The organism is Achromobacter sp. HZ34 (assembly GCF_002209485.1).
Taxonomy (GTDB): Bacteria; Pseudomonadota; Gammaproteobacteria; order Burkholderiales; family Burkholderiaceae_B; genus Bordetella_C.
On record NZ_NJIX01000007.1, the window covers coordinates 232,550 to 248,835 of the forward strand.

A 16,286-nucleotide genomic window follows, 5' to 3' on the forward strand; every position below is an offset into this window, starting at 1 on the left:
GCGACGGGCGGGGCGCTGCGGCGCAGGCCATAACGCTGGTGCATGGCCGCGCCACAAATAGGCATGGCTGTGTGGCATGGCTGCGCCACCAGGTTGCAGGCATGGCGTGCGGGCACGCCGGGGCCGTGGCGTCAGGATTGTGAGGTCAGGGCTGTGAACTCAATGCTGCGAAATCAAGGCTGCCGCGTGGCCTGGGTCAGCTGGCTTATCCAGGGTTCGTAGCGTGACTTGAGTATGCCCTCGAAGATGCGCACGAAGGCCTTGCCCAGCGATCCGATAGGCTGCGTGCGGCTGTACGAGACGTGTACGTTCAGCGCGACCCCCGGCTCGATAGGCTTGATGCACGTATCGGCGGCCAGGCTGGCCGTGACGCCGTAGGTATCGATCAGGGCGACGCCTACCCCCGAGCGCACGAAGGCGCAGGCCGTCTGCGGTGAACGCACCTCGATCTTCGGCGCCAGATTGACGGTGTTCCAGAAGGACTGCACCCGCGTTCCCAGCGGCGTGTGCGAGCCGTAGCCGATGAGTGTCTCGTTGACCAGCATGTCGGGCCGGATGACGGGTTCGTCGGCCAGGCGATGCCGGCGCGGCAGCACGCAGACGATCTGGCCCAGCGGCAGCGACCGGGTCTGCAGGGTGGGGTGGTCCGGGTCGACCGTGGAGACGGCCACGTCCACCTGCCCCAGCAGCAGCTGCGGTAGCAGCGCGTCCATGCTCTGGGGGCGGTACTTGATCGACGCTTCAGGGTAGCGCTTGATGAACAGGCCGACTGCCTCGGGTACCAGCCATTCGGCGAAGCTGGGCGTTGAGGCGATGCGCAGCACGCCGCTACCCTGCGCGGCCAGGGTGCCGATCATCTCGTTGAGTTGTGCGACTTCCGCGTGGATGGATTCGGCCGCCAGGAAGATCTGCGATGCTTCCCGCGTCGGGTGCAGCCTGCCCTTGATCCGCTCGAACAGGGCGAAGCCCACCCGTTGTTCGATGGTGGACAGGGCCCGGCTGACGGCGGGCTGGGAAACGTGCAGCAGGCGCCCGGCCTCGCTGATCGAGCCGGTGGCCATGATGGCGTGGAAGACTTCGATCTGGCGCAGGTTCAAGGACGCGCCGGGCAGGGGCTGGGAACGATCGGGCATCGGTGTCCTGAAGCTTGCTGGGCCGGATAAAAAAATGTGCCGGTACGCGACCGGCACATCGATTATCTCCGACTTTCGGACCGACGCGCCGTTCTGGCCGCGCGCCGTTGCAGCGTCAGGGCTTGGGCGGCAGTTCCGCCCCCACCTGGTCGACCAGGCGTTGGTAGTGCTGCGGGCGGCGATGGTTGGCGAAGTTGAACATCTTTTCCTTGCCCTGCTTGCAGGCGTCGAGGTCGAGGTCGGCCACGATCACTTCGTCTTCCAGGGTTTGCGCCTGCGCCACTACCACGCCGTTGGGGTCGACGATGCAGCTCGAACCGATCAGGCCGAAGCCGTCTTCCACGCCGGCCTTGGCGGTGCTGATGGCCCAGGTCGAATTCATATAGGCATTGCCCTGGGTTGCCAGCATCGAATGGAACGTGCGCAGGGCCTGGTCCTCGCTGCTGCCGCCATTGGGATCGTAGGCCGCCGAGTTGTAGCCGATCAACATCAGTTCGGTCCCTTGCAGGCCATAGCTGCGCCAGCCTTCGGGCCAGCGGCGGTCATTGCATATGAGCATGCCGGTCACCGGCGCGCCCCAGGCTTCGGGGCCGTAGAAAGCCTGGAAGCCCAGATCGCCGTAAAGGAAGTAGCGCTTTTCCAGCTGATGGATCTTGGCGCCGGGGCGCGGCTCGACCGAACCCGGCAGGTGCACCTTGCGGTACTTGGCGATGATCTTGCCGTCGGGGCCGACCGTGATGGCGCTGTTGTAGTGCAGGCCTTCGGGGGTCTTTTCCGCATAGCCCAGGTAGAAGCCCACGCCCAGTTCGCGCGCGCGGTCGAACAGCGGCGCCACGTTGGGATTGGGCATGGCGGACTCGTAGTAGCCCTCCAGTTCGGCCGGCTCAAGCAACCACCGGGGGAAGAAGGTGGTCAGGGCCAGTTCGGGGAAGACGACGAGCTGGGCGCCTTTGCCCGCGGCTTCTTCAAGCAGGTCGATCAGGCGCTTGAGCGTGGCGGGACGGGAGTCGGCCCGCTGGATGGGGCCCAGCTGGGCGGCGGCGGCGCGAAGGATGCGGCTCATGGTGATCCGGAATTTTCAAGGATAAGGAATTGAGCGCGCTGGCTTGGCGCGCCCGGGAAGGACAGGGCGCCAGTGTGAGCCAAGCGGATCGGCATGGCAGCTAGGGGGAATCCACTAGCCGGAGGACTTCTCTTGCACGGTTGTACATCTTTCAAGCCATTGATCAGAAAAGGAAAAGTGGCGTGCCGACCGGGGCGGGGGATAACAACTGGTTATAGGCAGCGAACGATGTTCGATGGCAGCGGAGCGCCAAGGACTATGTCCAGCAAATTTCCTGCTAATCGCTAACTTAGCTATTTGAAAAGATTTGCTGTGCAGCTAATATAGTCATTATGCCAAATGTATCGAGTGTCCTCGTTCGGCTCTTTCTCGACGCCCTTGACCAAGTCATGGGGCTGCGGGTTGTCGACTGCAAAGAGGAAAAGCCGTTTGATGCGGAGGGAAGGAGACTAGGACTTGATTTCCTGGTGCATGCGACCCTTGGCCCCGACAAGAAGGCCGCCGCGCTCGGCATAGAGGTCAAGCACAGCGTTTACCCGCGCGATGCCCGCATGCTGCTGGAAAAATTCGTTGCGCGTGCCAAGTATTTGGCTGGAGCCGACGAAGTGCCAATTTTGGTCGCCAGCTTTCTGAGCAGCGGTGCCCAGGAGTTGCTGCGTGATGCGCACATCAACTTCTACGAGGAGTCCTCGGGGACGCTCTACTTCAGGTATGGTCTGAGGCACATCGACATCCAGCGGGAGAGGAAAGAGCCGGTCGAGAAGCGCAGGATCCGAAGCCTGTTCACTGGCGCTCGGGAGCAGGTGGTTCATGCGCTGCTGGAACACTGGCGACGCGAGGGTGAGGAGGCGTGGGTGTCGGGTGCGGACCTCGCGGCCATGGCAGGCACATCGCCGTTCACGGTGTCGACAACCATGCAGGAGTTCGAACGGGAAGCCTGGGTTGACGTCACGGGCTCCGGTCCTTCGCTGAGACGCAGGCTCATCCGTCCGGAACAGCTGCTCGATGCCTGGGCCCAGGTCTGGAAGACAAGGCTGCCCCAGGAAAGGCGCACTCGCTGGTATGCCTACGCCAGCGGCCCCGGTGGAATTGTCGATCACCTGCTTGAACGGCTCGCTGAGTTCGACGGATGGCTGATGACTGGCGCCGCAGCGGCCAATACGGTCACTCCGCATCTGACAGCCGTCGACCGCGTGACTATCATCGTGCCGACGGGCGTCAGCGAGCAGTGGGCTGCCGACTTGAAGCTCGAACCGGCGGAGAAGGGCTGGAACGTCACCTTCATCGAGCGGGCTGGCGCATCTCTGATGTTCGGCGACGCACATCCAGAAAGGTGGAACGCTCACTTTGCAAGTCGGTTCGTGATGTATCTCGACCTATTGGATGGCGTTGGTAGGAATAAAGAACTCGCAGCCGAGTTCAGGAGCCGGGCGCTGAAGTTGGGTGAAATGGCCAATGGCTGAAAAGTACGACAGGGCGGCGCTCTATCACGACAAGGTGACTCTCGCCTGCGAGGTCACGCTCGGCTTGCTCCTTGAAGCCTTCGGAAGCTTCAAGGAGAGCCTGCGTTTGATTGGTGGGCTTGTGCCTCGCTATTTGGCGCCGACTGAACCCGCTCACGTCGGCACGACCGATGTGGACATCGTGCTCGACGTTCAAGTGTTGATGGCCGGCGAAGACTACAGCTCACTGCGAAACCAACTGAAGAAGGCGGGCTTCCAGCGTCTCGAAAAGGACGGAAAGGTGAGCAGTTGGCAATGGCAACTGGTGACCAATGCCGTACCGGTTGTCGTCGAGTTCCTTGTAGACACCGGCAACCCGAAAGAAAAGGGACTCGTATCGTTGGATGGCGAGGAAATTTCTGCGTGCAGGATTCCCTACGCGGGGATGACCAAGGACTGGTTTGTTACCCACACCATCCGCTTCCAAAGGCCTGATGGCGCGGGCATCTCGACGGAGACCATCCGACACGCCGACGCCGCGGCATTCTTGACGCTGAAGGCGCTGGCAATGAAGCACCGGCACGAGCCCAAGGACGTCGCGGATGTGGTGCACGTTTTGCGGAACTACGACGGTGCGCCAACATCCATCGCAGAGCAATACGCCGCAAGGCTCAACGCCGGACAGTTTGCCGAGCCGCTCCAGTTGGCGCTTGCGACGCTGGAAGAGAAGTTCTGCTCCGACCGATACACGGACGGCTATCTCAAGGACGGACCTGGGCGCTACGTCCAGTTCTACGAAACCGCTGACGAAGAAGCGCGCGCGCTGGAACTGCGCCAAGTCAGCGGACTGGTCACCGAATTTGTGCAGTTGGTCCGTGCGCGGGTTGGGCGTTGAAGGGGGGAACTTCAAAGTAACGCTGCCCCTTCGGATTGGATGCCAAGTTGCGTGTAGTCGTTGGCCTTAGCGTCGGCGGGCCGTATATAGCCTGTGGATGAGAACAGGCGTTTTTGGCTGCACCAGGCGCTCGACGACGGCGCGCTCAATCATTGGCTAGCAGCTGTTCGAGCCTCTCGACTGTCAAGCCACGTGCGGCTGCTTCCTCGGCACTTTTCTTCAAGGTGCGACGCAACCGATCCGCATAAAACTCACGCATTGCATGGTGATCCTCAGCAGACACCATGACGCCTATGGCACGGTTGCGCCGTGTGACCTGGATCGGCTCTCGCTGCATTCGATCAATCAATTCGTCGAAGCGAGCTCCTGCCTCGTTGACATTCAAATTTTGCATTTCGGCCTCCTTATGCAAGTCTGCCGAGTCAGTACCATTAGAGCGGAATCAGTGCGAGGCCCATAGGGCGCTTTGTCCTGACGCAGCTTTGTGTCAGCTGTCGAGTTCCAGCGGGATGGATTTTCTTCTGCAAGAAAATCAATGTCTTAGCAGATTCTTGTCATTAGGATTGGTCCTGCCTCGTCGAAATGTGCCGTCCACCCGATTGTCTAGCAGCGCCCGGACGAACGTCGGCTATCGGCCACCATCTGCCATTTGCCGCCTCCCCGGACGAAGCATTCGAGCGTCAACTTCGCACCGAAAATCAGCCGGACGACGATCCGACATACATTCCGGATGAATGCGCGCGTTGTAGCTCGCGTCCACAGTTAGATAGGCAAACTTGCAAGTTAATCTGTCTTGATTTACGCTTCACACATGGCTCGCTCCCGTAATTCCACTCCGCCGCTGGAATGCGTCGTCTCCGATCTAACGCTGGCTGTCGGCCAGCTTTTGCGTCGGCTGCGCAGCACCAATCCCGGCGACCTGAACCTTTCGCAGTCCAGCGTGCTCGCGCGGCTGGAACGTGAAGGCCCGATGACCACCGCGGATCTCGCGCGCGCCGAATCGATGAAGCCGCAGTCTATGAAAACCATCCTCGCGGGCCTCGAAGAAGAGGCGTGCGTCGAGCGCGAAGCGCATCCCACGGACGGCCGCCAGATCCTGTTCGCGATCACGCGCAAAGGGCTGGACGAGCGCAAGCGGCGCACGGCGGCCAAACGCGAATGGCTGCTGGCGAAGCTCGAACAGTTCGATCCGCAGGACGTCGCGACGCTTGCTGCGGCCATTCCACTCATCATGCGGCTCGGCGATTCCACGCTTCCCTAGGCTTTCCGGCTTCTCCAGCTTTCCTTGAAAGGACGAACCATGAGCTTCATTGCGATCTTTTTCGCGGGTGCCTTCCTGTGCAACGCGATGCCGCATCTCACCGCAGGTCTGCGCGGCGAAGTGTTCCCTTCTCCGTTTTCGACGCCGCATGGCAAGGGGCCGTCGTCGCCGCTAGTCAATTTCCTGTGGGGCATGTTGAACGCATTAATCGGTCTGGCGCTGCTGGTCCACCATCCGTTCGCGCCCGGCGCGAACGTCGATAGCGCGGCGCTGCTCGTCGGCGTGCTAGTCATGGGTGCTTTCACATCGGTTCATTTCGGCCGTGTGCGTCGCGAAGGTCTTTTTTGAGCGCGACGCAACGCGATCAGCTCGATCCGCTGGTCTGGAAAATTACCGCCGTCGCCGTACTCGGCTCGCTGCTCGCGCAACTCGATGCGACTGTCGTCAACGTGTCGCTGTCGGGTCTCGCGCAGGATCTCCATGCCACGTTGCCCGCCATTCAGTGGGTGACGAGCGGGTATCTGCTCGCGCTCACGCTGGTGCTGCCCCTCAACGGCTGGCTGATCGACCGGATCGGCGGCAAGGCGCTCTACCTGTGGTGCTTCTCGTCGTTCACGCTCAGTTCGCTGCTGTGCGGCCTGGCGTGGTCGGCTGATGCATTGATCGGCTTCCGTCTGTTGCAGGGCGCGAGCGGCGGTCTGCTCGCACCGATGGCTCAGCTGATGATGAAGCGCGCGGCGGGTAACCAGTTCACACGCGTGGCCGGCTATGCAACCGTGCCGATCCTGCTCGGACCGTTGCTCGGTCCGGTGATCGCCGGCGTCATTCTTCACCATGCGTCGTGGCGTTGGCTGTTTCTCGTCAACCTGCCTGTCGGCGTGCTGGCGCTGGTGTTGTCGGTGCTGTTTCTGCCCGACGATCGCGAAGCTCTTCGGCCGGCCGAACTGGATTGGCTCGGTCTGGTTCTGCTGTCGCCTGGACTCGCGTTGATATTGTTCGGCGCAGAGCGCATCCGGCAGCATGTGGGCATCGTCGCGATGGTTACGGGCGTCGTGTTGCTCGTCGTTTTTTTGCGGGTGGAAGTGCGCAAGGCTGGGCGGGCGCTGATCGATCTGAGCCAGTTTCGCAACCGCACGTTCGCGGTGGCGGCGGTTGTGCAGTTCCTGTCGAACGGTGTGATGTTCGCGGGGCTGATGTTGATTCCGCTCTTTCTCATCCAGGCGTGCGGCCGTTCTCCCGCGGCGATGGGCTGGCTGCTCGCGCCGCTCGGTCTGGGAATGATGGTCGCTTTTCCGCTGCTCGGTTTTCTGACGGGGCGCTTCGGCGGTCGTGCGGTCGCGACCGGTGGCGCGTTGCTGTCGCTTGCCGCGACGTTGATGCTGGTGTGGCTGGCCTCACGCCCGCTGCAGCCCGCAACGTTCGTGCCGGCGTTGTTCGTGCGCGGCGCCGGGCTCGGCGCGACGGCGCTGCCGGCGATGTCGGCGGCCTACGCGTCGGTCGAGCAGTGCAATCTGCCAATGTCGAACACGACACTCAACATCCTGCAGCGGCTCGGTGGGCCGACCTTGACGACGCTCTGCGCGCTGGTGTTGGCGGAGTTGCTCGGCGCGCACCCGACGCTTGTCGGGTTGAACGCGTGGGAGGCAACGTTTCTGCTGCTTGCCATGTTGCATGCGGTGATGGCGGTGACGGCGATGCGGTTGCCGGGGCGCATGAGCGGCAGAGGATGACACGAGGGGACGAATTTCGACAGCGGAATTGCGATTCACTACTCAAAGTCTTGTACGTGAGGGTGACGCCGCGCTCTGCACACAGACGCACTAGATCCGAGGGATCGCTTCTCACCTTCTCATATAGTCGAACCTCTTCTTCCGTCAATTTGGGGAGCACGAGATCCAATAGGCCACCCGCTTGTCCCTCGCTGGCTGGTGGTCTGAGAGTAGCCGCACGAGTCGCCCAATACCGAACAATCGGGGCGTCGTCCTCGATGGCTAGGATGGCTAGCCAACCCGGGGTCGCGTGGTGCCACGAATCTTGTACCGCCTGAAGAATCTGCAAGCGACTTTCAGTCGACAGGCTAGGCTACTGTCGAAGTTCATCAACGGTAAAATTTCCATCCTATACAAATCAATCACTTACCCAAATCTCGTTCTTATGGGATGGAACTAGTCGTTCACTAATTTGGAATTTTTTCGGAAATAGTTCACGTACCCTGGAATTTTTCCCTTTCGCGAAGATCGCAATCTGCGGCAGCGCAGTACTCTGCGATACGTCCCGGACTCCCGGAACCTCCGCTTCCGGCCATAAACGGGCGCCCGGCTTCTGACCACTAATCGTCGACGAACGTCCAGCGATGAAAAACATGCGGGGTAATTGACCCGTCCCATTGTCGTCGGTGGCTCGAGCCTATCCGATACCCGGCTTGACTGACCTCGCCATGATGACGCGTTGCGCGTGGTGAGTTCGATTCACGCGGGCGTGTAGATCGCGAGTTTCAACGCAGGGTCGTCGTTCGCCTGAAACGTTGCGTAGTCGTAGCGTTGCGCGCCGCGCTCAGGATGGGTCAGCACCTTCTGCCCGGACGCGCCCCCGCGAACATCGTGCGCGTTCCACCATTTCGCGAACTCGGTGCTGTGCGCGCGCAGTCGTTCGACCAGTTCGACAAATGCCGGATCGTCGGCATAAAGATCATGCGTTGCGCGAAACAACGCGATCATGCGACGCGCCTCGCTAGTCCAGGTCGCGCCGAAAAGCCGGCGCGAGGCCGGTTCGATAAACATGAACACCAGAATGTTGCAATCCGCTTCGGCAAGACGGTCGAAGCCAAGCAGGTCGGACGCTGCGGCATTCCAGGCCAGCAGATCCCAACGCATACCCGTGACATACGCGGGAAGCCCGAGTGTCGCGATCAGATTCGCGATGGGTCCCGGCACTCTCTCGCACGTGAACGGCTGCCGATCGCCGCTGCGTGCCAGTGCGCGCAGATGCGCCGCCTCGACTTTGCCGAGCCGCAGCGCGCGAGCCAGCGCCTGGAGCGTGGTATCGGACGGACTCACCGTGCGGCCCTGCTCGAGCCGCACATACCAGTCCACGCCGATGCCCGCGAGTTCCGCGACTTCCTCGCGGCGCAAACCGGGCGTGCGACGCCGCCGCCCGTCATTGAGTCCCACCGATTCGGGACTTAGCTTCTCGCGCCGTGAGCGCAGGAAATCGCCAAATTCCCTTCGGCTCGCTGTTGTCATGACCGTCCTTCTCCAAAAGCAGGTACGCACAAATCCCAGGATAGTACTAGGCCTTGTTATCGATTCTACGCCTGTCAGAATGGCCTTGTCCGACTACCATCAATGGAAATTCAGATGAAAGCAGCGATTTTGAAGACACTCGGCGAGCCGCTTGCGATTGAAGATATAGCAGATCCTTCCTTGGGCACCGGCGAAGTAATCGTCGACGTCGTTGCCGCGCCAGTACTGTCGTATGCGCGAGAAGTGTTCAGCGGCGAGCGCCGCTACGCGATTGAGTTGCCGCTCGTCCCTGGCTGCGGGGCAATCGGGCGCGTGCGTGCGTTCGGCCCCGACGCCACGCATCTCAAAACAGGCGATTGGGTTTTCTGCGATCCAACCGTTCGTTCACGCGACGACGCGCTCACGCCCGACATCACATTGCAGGGCTGGAGTGCACGCGGCGACGGCGGCCTGCGACTCGCGCGCCATTTCCACCACGGCCCATTCGCCGCACAGATGCGCGTGCCAACCGAGAACGCCATTCGCATTGGTGAAATCGGTCCCGCCGCCGCCGCGAAATGGTGCGCGCTCAACACAATGCTGGTTCCGTACGGCGGGCTGCTTGCGTCGAATCTGAAGGCTGGAGAGACTTTGCTTGTGAGTGGAGCAACCGGCAACTTCGGTAGCGCGTGCGTAGCGGTTGCCCTCGCAATGGGTGTGCGCTGCGTGGTCGCGTCGGGCCGCAATGAACGCGTGCTCGCGGATCTGCAAAGGCGCTTCGGCGAGCGTATCCGTACAGTGAAGCTGACTGGCAACGAGGACGATGATCGGGAGCGGATGCGGGCGGCTGCCGGAGCCCCTGTCGACTGTGTAATGGACCTGCTGCCGCCATCTGCTACCACCAGGACGGTGCGCGCGGCAGTGATGGCCGTGCGGCCCTACGGACGTGTTGTGTTGATGGGCGGTGTCGGCATGCTCGGCGGCGACGGTCTCGATTTGCCTTATCCGTGGATCATGCGCAATGACATCACCGTACGGGGCAAATGGATGTATCCGCCGGAAGCGGTCACGCTTATGACCAGCATGATTCGCGGCGGTCTGCTCGATCTCGGTCACTTCGACGTGACGTCCTTCAAACTCGAAGACGTGAACGAAGCTATTAGTCATGCTGCGGAGAATGGCGGCCCGTTCAGGATGACGGTCGTCCATCCATAAACCCCGCTGATCTAGCGCTTCGGCCACGCGATGCCAGCGCGCCGGCTTTCCTTAGACAACGCCACGCCCGGTCGCGCCTTACCGATCTGACTGAAATTGGGTTGACGAGAACTTGCGGCGCGAATTTGATGCGAAATCTAGGACAAAAACAAAATTGGCTACGCGACCGTCGACCATGGCCACTTGCGAAGCTGCGTGGAACGGCCGCTTTTGAGAAAGTCGATTGACCGCCAGGGGTCGAAGGCCGCCATCGGCAGGCTTGGGCCGCCGCAAAACACGAGGGTAATACTTTGGGGCAAGGGACTTAGACCTTGCACAGCGCGAAGGCTTCTGTGGTGATGTAACTCCGTTGGCCCCCGGCCTTGTCTGGTCTGATGAATTTCAAACTGAGTGAGAAGACTTCCAAGCTCGGCGGCAATTGGCATCAGCCCTGAAAGTCGACCCCAAAGCAAAAAGGCCGAAAGACATAGTCTTTCGGCCTTCTCTGAATTTGGAGCGGGAGACGAGTCTCGAACTCGCGACCTCAACCTTGGCAAGGTTGCGCTCTACCAACTGAGCTACTCCCGCATATTTATCGTTGCTGTCGCTTCGATAAATTCGCCGCTTCGAAAAGCGGCGAGAAAAAGATTATACATGCTTTTTTTGTTTTGTCACCAGCCCTGGCATCAAAATACTAAACCGCTGTGCATCGCTCCTGATGCGGAGGCTGTAGCTATGGCGCCGGCACTGGCACTGGCACTGGCACCGGCACCGGCGTCGGCCGGCGCCGGTGCCCCCGGCCGGGCAGGCGGCGGCGCAAACAGTCTGCCGCGTCCGCGCTTATTTTTCGATCGCGGCGCGGTTGCGTTGGACCACGTCCTTCCACAGCGCGATGTCCTTGTCGATGAACTGCTGGAATTCCTGCGGGGTCTCCCGCTTAAGCACGATGCCGCTGCGGGTGGTCAACGCTTCGACGATGGCCGGATCGGCCAGGGTCTCGTTGACGGCCGCATTGACCTTGGCCACCACGTCCGCCGGCACGCCCGCCGGCGCCATCAGCCCGTAGTACACGCCCAGGTCGTACTTGGGATAACCCAGCTCGCCGAAGGTGGGGACGTCAGGCGACAAGGGCGAACGCTTCTCGCCGGAGATGGCCAGCGGCGTGACGCGGTCGTTGGCGGCGTCGCCCAGCAGGGGGTTGAGCAACACGTCGACCTGGCCACCCAGCAGCGCGCTCAAGGCATCGGCGCCGCCCTTGTAGGGAATGTGGGTCATCGAGATGCCAGCCACTTCGTCAAACAGCACCGTCGCCATGTGCGGCGTGCCGCCGATGCCGGAAGAACCGTAGTTCAGCGCGCCGGGATGGGCCTTGGCATAGGCCACCAGGTCAGCCAGCGTCTTGAAGCCGCGCTGCTTGTTGACCTTGAGGATGACCGGACCGATGCCGACGTAGGCCACGGCGCGCAGATCCTTCTGCGTGTCGAATTTCAGGTCGGGGTACAGGGCCGGGGCGATGGCGATGCTGTTGGCGACCACCAGCATGGTGTAGCCATCGGCCTTGCTGCGGGACACATAGTCGGCGGCCACGTTGCCGCCCGCGCCGTTGCGGTTCTCCACGATGACGGACTGGCCGATCTTCTGCGACAGCTTGCTGGCCACCGTGCGCGCCACCATGTCGATGCTGCTGCCGGCGGAGAAGCCGACCACCAAGGTCAGGGGCTTGTCGGGAAACGCCGCGCTGGCGGCGGCGCTGAAGGCGAGGGCGGCCGCGGCGGTGGCCGTGGTCAGGAGTTTGCGGATAGACGTCATGGTGGAGATCCCCCGGGATATGGATCCAGGTATTTACAGGTATGCCTGCGGGCTGTGGGCCTTCAGGCGGTCGCGAATGGCGCACCGGTGCTTGTTTTGATGCGCTGCCGCATATGGTAATTAATTATTTCATTGCGCTCCGTTATAAGCATATGAAATATGCGGCACGTCGAGGGATTTTAGGGGGGTGGCTCCGCCACCCCCCAATTGCCCCGGGTAGGGCACACGGAGCCCATGGCCGGCGTGCTGGGGCCAACGGGGCTACGCCGCAGCTTGGCCACCGCCAGGACCGCCACCGCCGCGCTCACGTGATCACGCGTCTGTGTAGCCCATGCGCGCGTCGCGGGCCGTTGCTTCGGCGTCGCGGTCGGTGGGGGCGCCATAGCCGCCGCCGCCGGGCGTGCGCAGGGTGACTTCATCGCCCGGCTGCAGCACCTGTGGCGTGCGGGAGTCGATGGCGACGCCGTTGATCAACACCGCGCCCGGCGCGCCGTCGCCGCCACCCGCCAGGCCCGGCGCCGCGATGCGGATGCGTTCGGTCAGGAACACCACCGCCAAAGGCGTCGGATGGCGATTGACGTAGCAGACCTCCTCGCCCAGCCCGCCGCGCCATGCCCCGTCACCCCCCGAGCCCGCCACCAGCTTCTTGTAGCGGAACAACAGCGGCGAATCCCGCTCGGCCACTTCGATAGGCGTGGGCGAGATGTTGCTGGGCCAGGACATCACGTTGGCGCCGTCCTTGCCCGCCGTCGCGCCCATGCCGCCGTTGTAGAACAGCACCGTGGCGAACGGCTTGCCATTGGCGCGCACGCCGCTCATATTGGTGATCCACACCGGCGAACCGACACCCGCCATGACGCGTCCGGGCAGGGCCGCGAACAGCGCACCGAATACCACCGTGGGCACATAGTGGCCGGTGCAGGACCGCCCGCCCACCGGCGCCGGCGTGATCGGATTCAGGATGGAGCCGGCCGGCGCCAGCGTCCGCACAGGGCGGAACAAACCATGGTTATTGGGCAGTTCCGGCACCAGCAGGCTCTTGATGGCGTACTGCGTCATCGCCTCGGTGTATGCCAGCACGCAATTGATGGCGCGCGGCTGTTGCGCGGAAGACCCGGCAAAGTCGCATTCGATCTCGCCGTTCGCCACGCGCACCGCCACCTGGAAGTGGAAGGGCTCGGCAAAGCCGTCCGTCTTCATGCCGTATTCATAGACCCCTTCGGGCAGCGCCGTGATGGCCTTGCCCATGGCCTGCTCGCTGCGATCGAACAGCGCATCGGCCAGGTCGTCGACGCCTTCCAGGCCGTATTCGCCCAACAGCGTGGCGACACGGCCGGCGATCAGTTCGGTCGCCCCGACGTGGCACCAGATATCGCCGGTGGTCTGTTCGGGCGTACGCACATTGGTGCGCAACAACGTCAGCAAGGTCTCGTCAGGTTCGCCGGCGCGCAGAAAGTGCATGAGCGGCATGTGGAAACCTTCCTCATACAGCTCGCGCGCGTCGACCGAACGGATCTTGCCGCCGATATCGGGCACGTGGCCCGCGGTCGCCGCGAAGCCGATGACGCGGCCGTCGTGGAAGATGGGCTTGACCAGGCATACATCGTTCAGGTGCCCGGTGCCGATCCAGGGATTGTTGGTGACGTAGACGTCGCCGTCGCGCATGCCGTCCAGCGGGAAGCGCGCGAGGGTGGCGCGTACCGTCTTGCCCAGCGTGCCGATGAAGGACGGGATGGCGCCAGCGTTTTCCGCCAGGGTCTGGCCGCGCGAGTCGGTCATCACCACGGCGAAGTCGTTGGCTTCGGACGATAGCGTGGAGAAGGACGTGCGCACGATCAGCTTGGCCGCCTCGCTGACCACGGACCGCACGCGCGTCCAGAAGACTTCCAGGAAAATGGGATCGGCGGCGGGAGCCACCGCACGCTGCGGCGCCGCGCCCGTGGACCCAGCGGCTCCCGCGCCGCCGACGTCGCTCACGGACGTTGCCGCCTCGTTCGTCGCAGCCGCGCTGCTTGAAACCTCATTTTCCGAGGTCCTGTGCCTCGACGCCTCATCCCCCGTCGCCGCGTCTATCTCGACCACCAGATTGCCGTTGACGCTCAGCGTGACGCGCGCCAGCGGCCCGACCACCAAGGTGGTGCTGGCTTCTTCGACCAGCAAGGGGCCAGCCGCCGTGAAACCGGGCGCGAGCTGCTCGCGCCGGTAGATCGGCGTATCGAAGTAGCGGCGTTCCTCGTGGAAATACACCGCCCGGCGCGCATGCGGCGCCGGTACGGCGCCAGCGGGCAGCGGCGCGGGCTCGAAGGGCTGGCGCGGCGGCGCTTCGGCGGTGGCGCGCAGATTGACCAGTTCGATCGGCACGTCCGGCGGCGTACGGCCGAACTTGCGTTGGTACTCGCTGCGGAAAGCCTGGTCGAGCGCGGTGCGCCAGGCCTGCTCGCCCGCCTCATCGTCATGGCGATAGGGACCGGCCGGCAGATCCACCGTCAGGTTGAAACCCTGGCCGATGAAGCGGCCATCCGCGCGGCGCTTCAGCGCGATGGGGCCGAAGGTGTCCGCGAGCGACTGCAGGGACGCGCGGGCGTTGTCTTCCAGCGCCGCATAGGCCTGCTCGATCTTCTCGATGGGATCGCTGGCGGGCTTGAAGCTGACCGTACGCGAGCGGTCGGCGCGCGCCGGCGCCACCAGCAGGCCGAAGGCCGATGCCACGCCCGCTTCGGGCGGGCAGATGATGGTGCGCACGCCGATCTTGCGCGCCACGTAATAGGCATGCAGCGGACCGCCACCGCCGGTGGCCACCAGGATGAAGTGGCGGGGATCGCGACCGCGTTCCGCGACGTGCACGCGCGCGGCGGCCGCCATGTTCTCGGCCACGATGTCGTGCACGCCCCAGGCCACGGCCGTGCGGTCGCGCTCAAGTTCGCGGGCCAGCTTGTCATAGCCCTGCTCGGCCAGCGTCGCATCGATGGCCAGCGTGCCGCCGGCGAAGTACCCGGCGTTCAGATAACCCAGCGTCAGGTTGGCGTCCGTCACGGTGGGCGCGTCGCCGCCGCGGCCGTAGCACATGGGGCCGGGCTCGGACCCCGCGCTGCGCGGACCCGCCTTGAGCAGGCCCAGTTCGTCGCGATGGGCGATGCTGCCGCCGCCCGCGCCGATCTCGATCAAGTCCACCGTGGTGATGTTGATGGGCATGCCGCTGCCTTCCGCGAAACGCTTGCGGCGGGCTGCCTCGAAGCCGAAGGCGATGGCGGGGCGGGCGTCCTCCACCAGGCACAGCTTGGCGGTGGTGCCGCCCATGTCGAAGGCCAGCAGGTCGCGCTGGCCTTCGCGCAAGCAATGGTGGGCCGCGGAAATCGCGCCGGCCGCCGGGCCCGATTCCAACAACGCGATCGGCTGCGCGCGGGCGTCGTCCAGATGCGCCAGGCCGCCGTTGGACAGCATCATCAGCACATCGGCGTCCAGGCCCAGGCCGCCCAGGCCGGCCGCTAGCGTGCGCAGATACTGCTGCGCCATCGGCTTGATATAGGCATTGGCCAGCGTGGTCGACATGCGTTCGTATTCGCGGATCACCGGCGCGGTTTCGGACGACAGCGTCAGCGCCAGGCCCGGATGCTTGCGCGCGATGGCGTCAGCCAGGCGGCGTTCATGGTCGTCGTTCAAATAGGCGTGCAGCAGGCAGATGGCCAGCGACTCGATGCCGGCGTCGACAAGGCGATCCACGGTCTCCAACGCGGTGTCCAGGTCCAGCGCTTCGAGTTCGGCGCCGGTCGCGTCCAGGCGGCCGCCTACCTCGCCACGCAGATCGCGCGGCGCCAGGGGCACGGCGCGGTCGAGCTGCAAGTCGTACAGATCGTACTTGCGCTCATTGCCCATCTCGATGATGTCCATGAAGCCGCGCGTGAGCAGCATGCCGGTACGCGCGCCACGCCGTTCGATCAGTGCGTTCGTGAACAGCGTCGTGGCGTGCACCACGCGCTTGACGTCGGCCGGCGCGATGGCCGAGCTTTGCATCAGGCGGCCCACGCCGTCGATGACTGCCCGTGTCGGATCGGCATGGGTCGTCAATACCTTCAGGCTGTATTGCCCCCCGCTGTCATGGTCCTGGGCGACCAGGTCCGTGAATGTTCCGCCGATGTCGATGCCGATTGCCCACTGCGCCACGCCTTGCTCCTGAAATCCGTCTATATCCGTTCCCGCTGCGGCGTAAAACGCATACGCCCGCGGAAAGAAAGGGATTGTAATGAATCCGCCACGTCAAAAACCGATAA

12 protein-coding genes and 1 tRNA gene are annotated in these 16,286 nt (G+C 63.3%); 6 read left to right on the forward strand and 7 right to left on the reverse strand.

The window, feature by feature from the left end; translation table 11 throughout:
* Window positions 1-173: 173 nt before the first annotated feature.
* Together CEY05_RS25420 and CEY05_RS25425 are read right to left on the reverse strand one after the other, a co-directional pair.
* Window positions 174-1,133: a LysR family transcriptional regulator gene (locus tag CEY05_RS25420; protein WP_088600072.1), complete on the reverse strand. Its 960-nt coding sequence runs from the start codon at window positions 1,131-1,133 to the stop codon at window positions 174-176.
* 115 nt (window positions 1,134-1,248) lie between these two features.
* Window positions 1,249-2,196 carry an N-carbamoyl-D-amino-acid hydrolase gene (locus tag CEY05_RS25425; protein ID WP_088600073.1) on the reverse strand — a complete coding sequence of 316 codons (948 nt, stop codon included), beginning with the start codon at window positions 2,194-2,196 and terminating at the stop codon, window positions 1,249-1,251.
* A 389-nt stretch (window positions 2,197-2,585) separates the two neighbouring features.
* On the opposite strand from CEY05_RS25425, the gene CEY05_RS25430 reads away from it, so the two are divergent.
* Together CEY05_RS25430 and CEY05_RS25435 are read left to right on the forward strand one after the other, a co-directional pair.
* The gene (locus tag CEY05_RS25430) at window positions 2,586-3,659 is read left to right on the forward strand and encodes a type IV toxin-antitoxin system AbiEi family antitoxin (RefSeq protein WP_158219422.1); all 1,074 of its coding nucleotides are present in this window, start codon (window positions 2,586-2,588) and stop codon (window positions 3,657-3,659) included.
* Window positions 3,652-4,533, forward strand: a complete 882-nt coding sequence (locus tag CEY05_RS25435) for a hypothetical protein (protein WP_088600075.1) — start codon at window positions 3,652-3,654, stop codon at window positions 4,531-4,533. Before CEY05_RS25430 ends, CEY05_RS25435 begins: the two co-directional genes overlap by 8 nt.
* A gap of 145 nt (window positions 4,534-4,678) precedes the next feature.
* Here the strand turns inward: CEY05_RS25435 and CEY05_RS25440 are convergent, their stop codons facing one another.
* Window positions 4,679-4,927, reverse strand: coding sequence for a type II toxin-antitoxin system prevent-host-death family antitoxin (locus tag CEY05_RS25440; protein ID WP_088600076.1), 249 nt, complete (start codon window positions 4,925-4,927; stop codon window positions 4,679-4,681).
* A gap of 417 nt (window positions 4,928-5,344) precedes the next feature.
* On the opposite strand from CEY05_RS25440, the gene CEY05_RS25445 reads away from it, so the two are divergent.
* From CEY05_RS25445 to CEY05_RS25455, 3 genes are read left to right on the forward strand one after another with little or no spacing between them, the layout of a single operon-like run.
* Window positions 5,345-5,794, forward strand: coding sequence for a MarR family winged helix-turn-helix transcriptional regulator (locus CEY05_RS25445; RefSeq protein ID WP_088600077.1), 450 nt, complete (start codon window positions 5,345-5,347; stop codon window positions 5,792-5,794).
* A 39-nt stretch (window positions 5,795-5,833) separates the two neighbouring features.
* Entirely contained in the window at window positions 5,834-6,142 is a 309-nt protein-coding gene (locus CEY05_RS25450) for a hypothetical protein (protein ID WP_088600078.1), read from the forward strand.
* Window positions 6,139-7,524 carry a DHA2 family efflux MFS transporter permease subunit gene (locus CEY05_RS25455; RefSeq protein ID WP_088600079.1) on the forward strand — a complete coding sequence of 462 codons (1,386 nt, stop codon included), beginning with the start codon at window positions 6,139-6,141 and terminating at the stop codon, window positions 7,522-7,524. The genes CEY05_RS25450 and CEY05_RS25455 overlap by 4 nt, the downstream gene beginning before the upstream one ends.
* Window positions 7,525-8,262: 738 nt before the next feature.
* Here the strand turns inward: CEY05_RS25455 and CEY05_RS25460 are convergent.
* Window positions 8,263-9,036, reverse strand: coding sequence for a helix-turn-helix transcriptional regulator (locus tag CEY05_RS25460; RefSeq protein ID WP_088600080.1), 774 nt, complete (start codon window positions 9,034-9,036; stop codon window positions 8,263-8,265).
* A gap of 114 nt (window positions 9,037-9,150) precedes the next feature.
* Here CEY05_RS25460 and CEY05_RS25465 point away from each other — a divergent pair, with 114 nt between their 5' ends.
* Complete coding sequence (locus tag CEY05_RS25465; RefSeq protein ID WP_088600081.1) at window positions 9,151-10,230, forward strand: zinc-binding dehydrogenase; 1,080 nt, start codon at window positions 9,151-9,153, stop codon at window positions 10,228-10,230.
* A 491-nt stretch (window positions 10,231-10,721) separates the two neighbouring features.
* Here the strand turns inward: CEY05_RS25465 and CEY05_RS25470 are convergent.
* The 3 genes from CEY05_RS25470 to CEY05_RS31835 form a co-directional block, all read right to left on the reverse strand.
* A tRNA-Gly gene (locus tag CEY05_RS25470) sits at window positions 10,722-10,797 on the reverse strand.
* 252 nt (window positions 10,798-11,049) lie between these two features.
* Window positions 11,050-12,018, reverse strand: a complete 969-nt coding sequence (locus tag CEY05_RS25475; protein ID WP_088600082.1) for a tripartite tricarboxylate transporter substrate binding protein — start codon at window positions 12,016-12,018, stop codon at window positions 11,050-11,052.
* 312 nt (window positions 12,019-12,330) lie between these two features.
* Complete coding sequence (locus tag CEY05_RS31835; protein ID WP_088600083.1) at window positions 12,331-16,179, reverse strand: hydantoinase B/oxoprolinase family protein; 3,849 nt, start codon at window positions 16,177-16,179, stop codon at window positions 12,331-12,333.
* Window positions 16,180-16,286 lie beyond the last annotated feature (107 nt).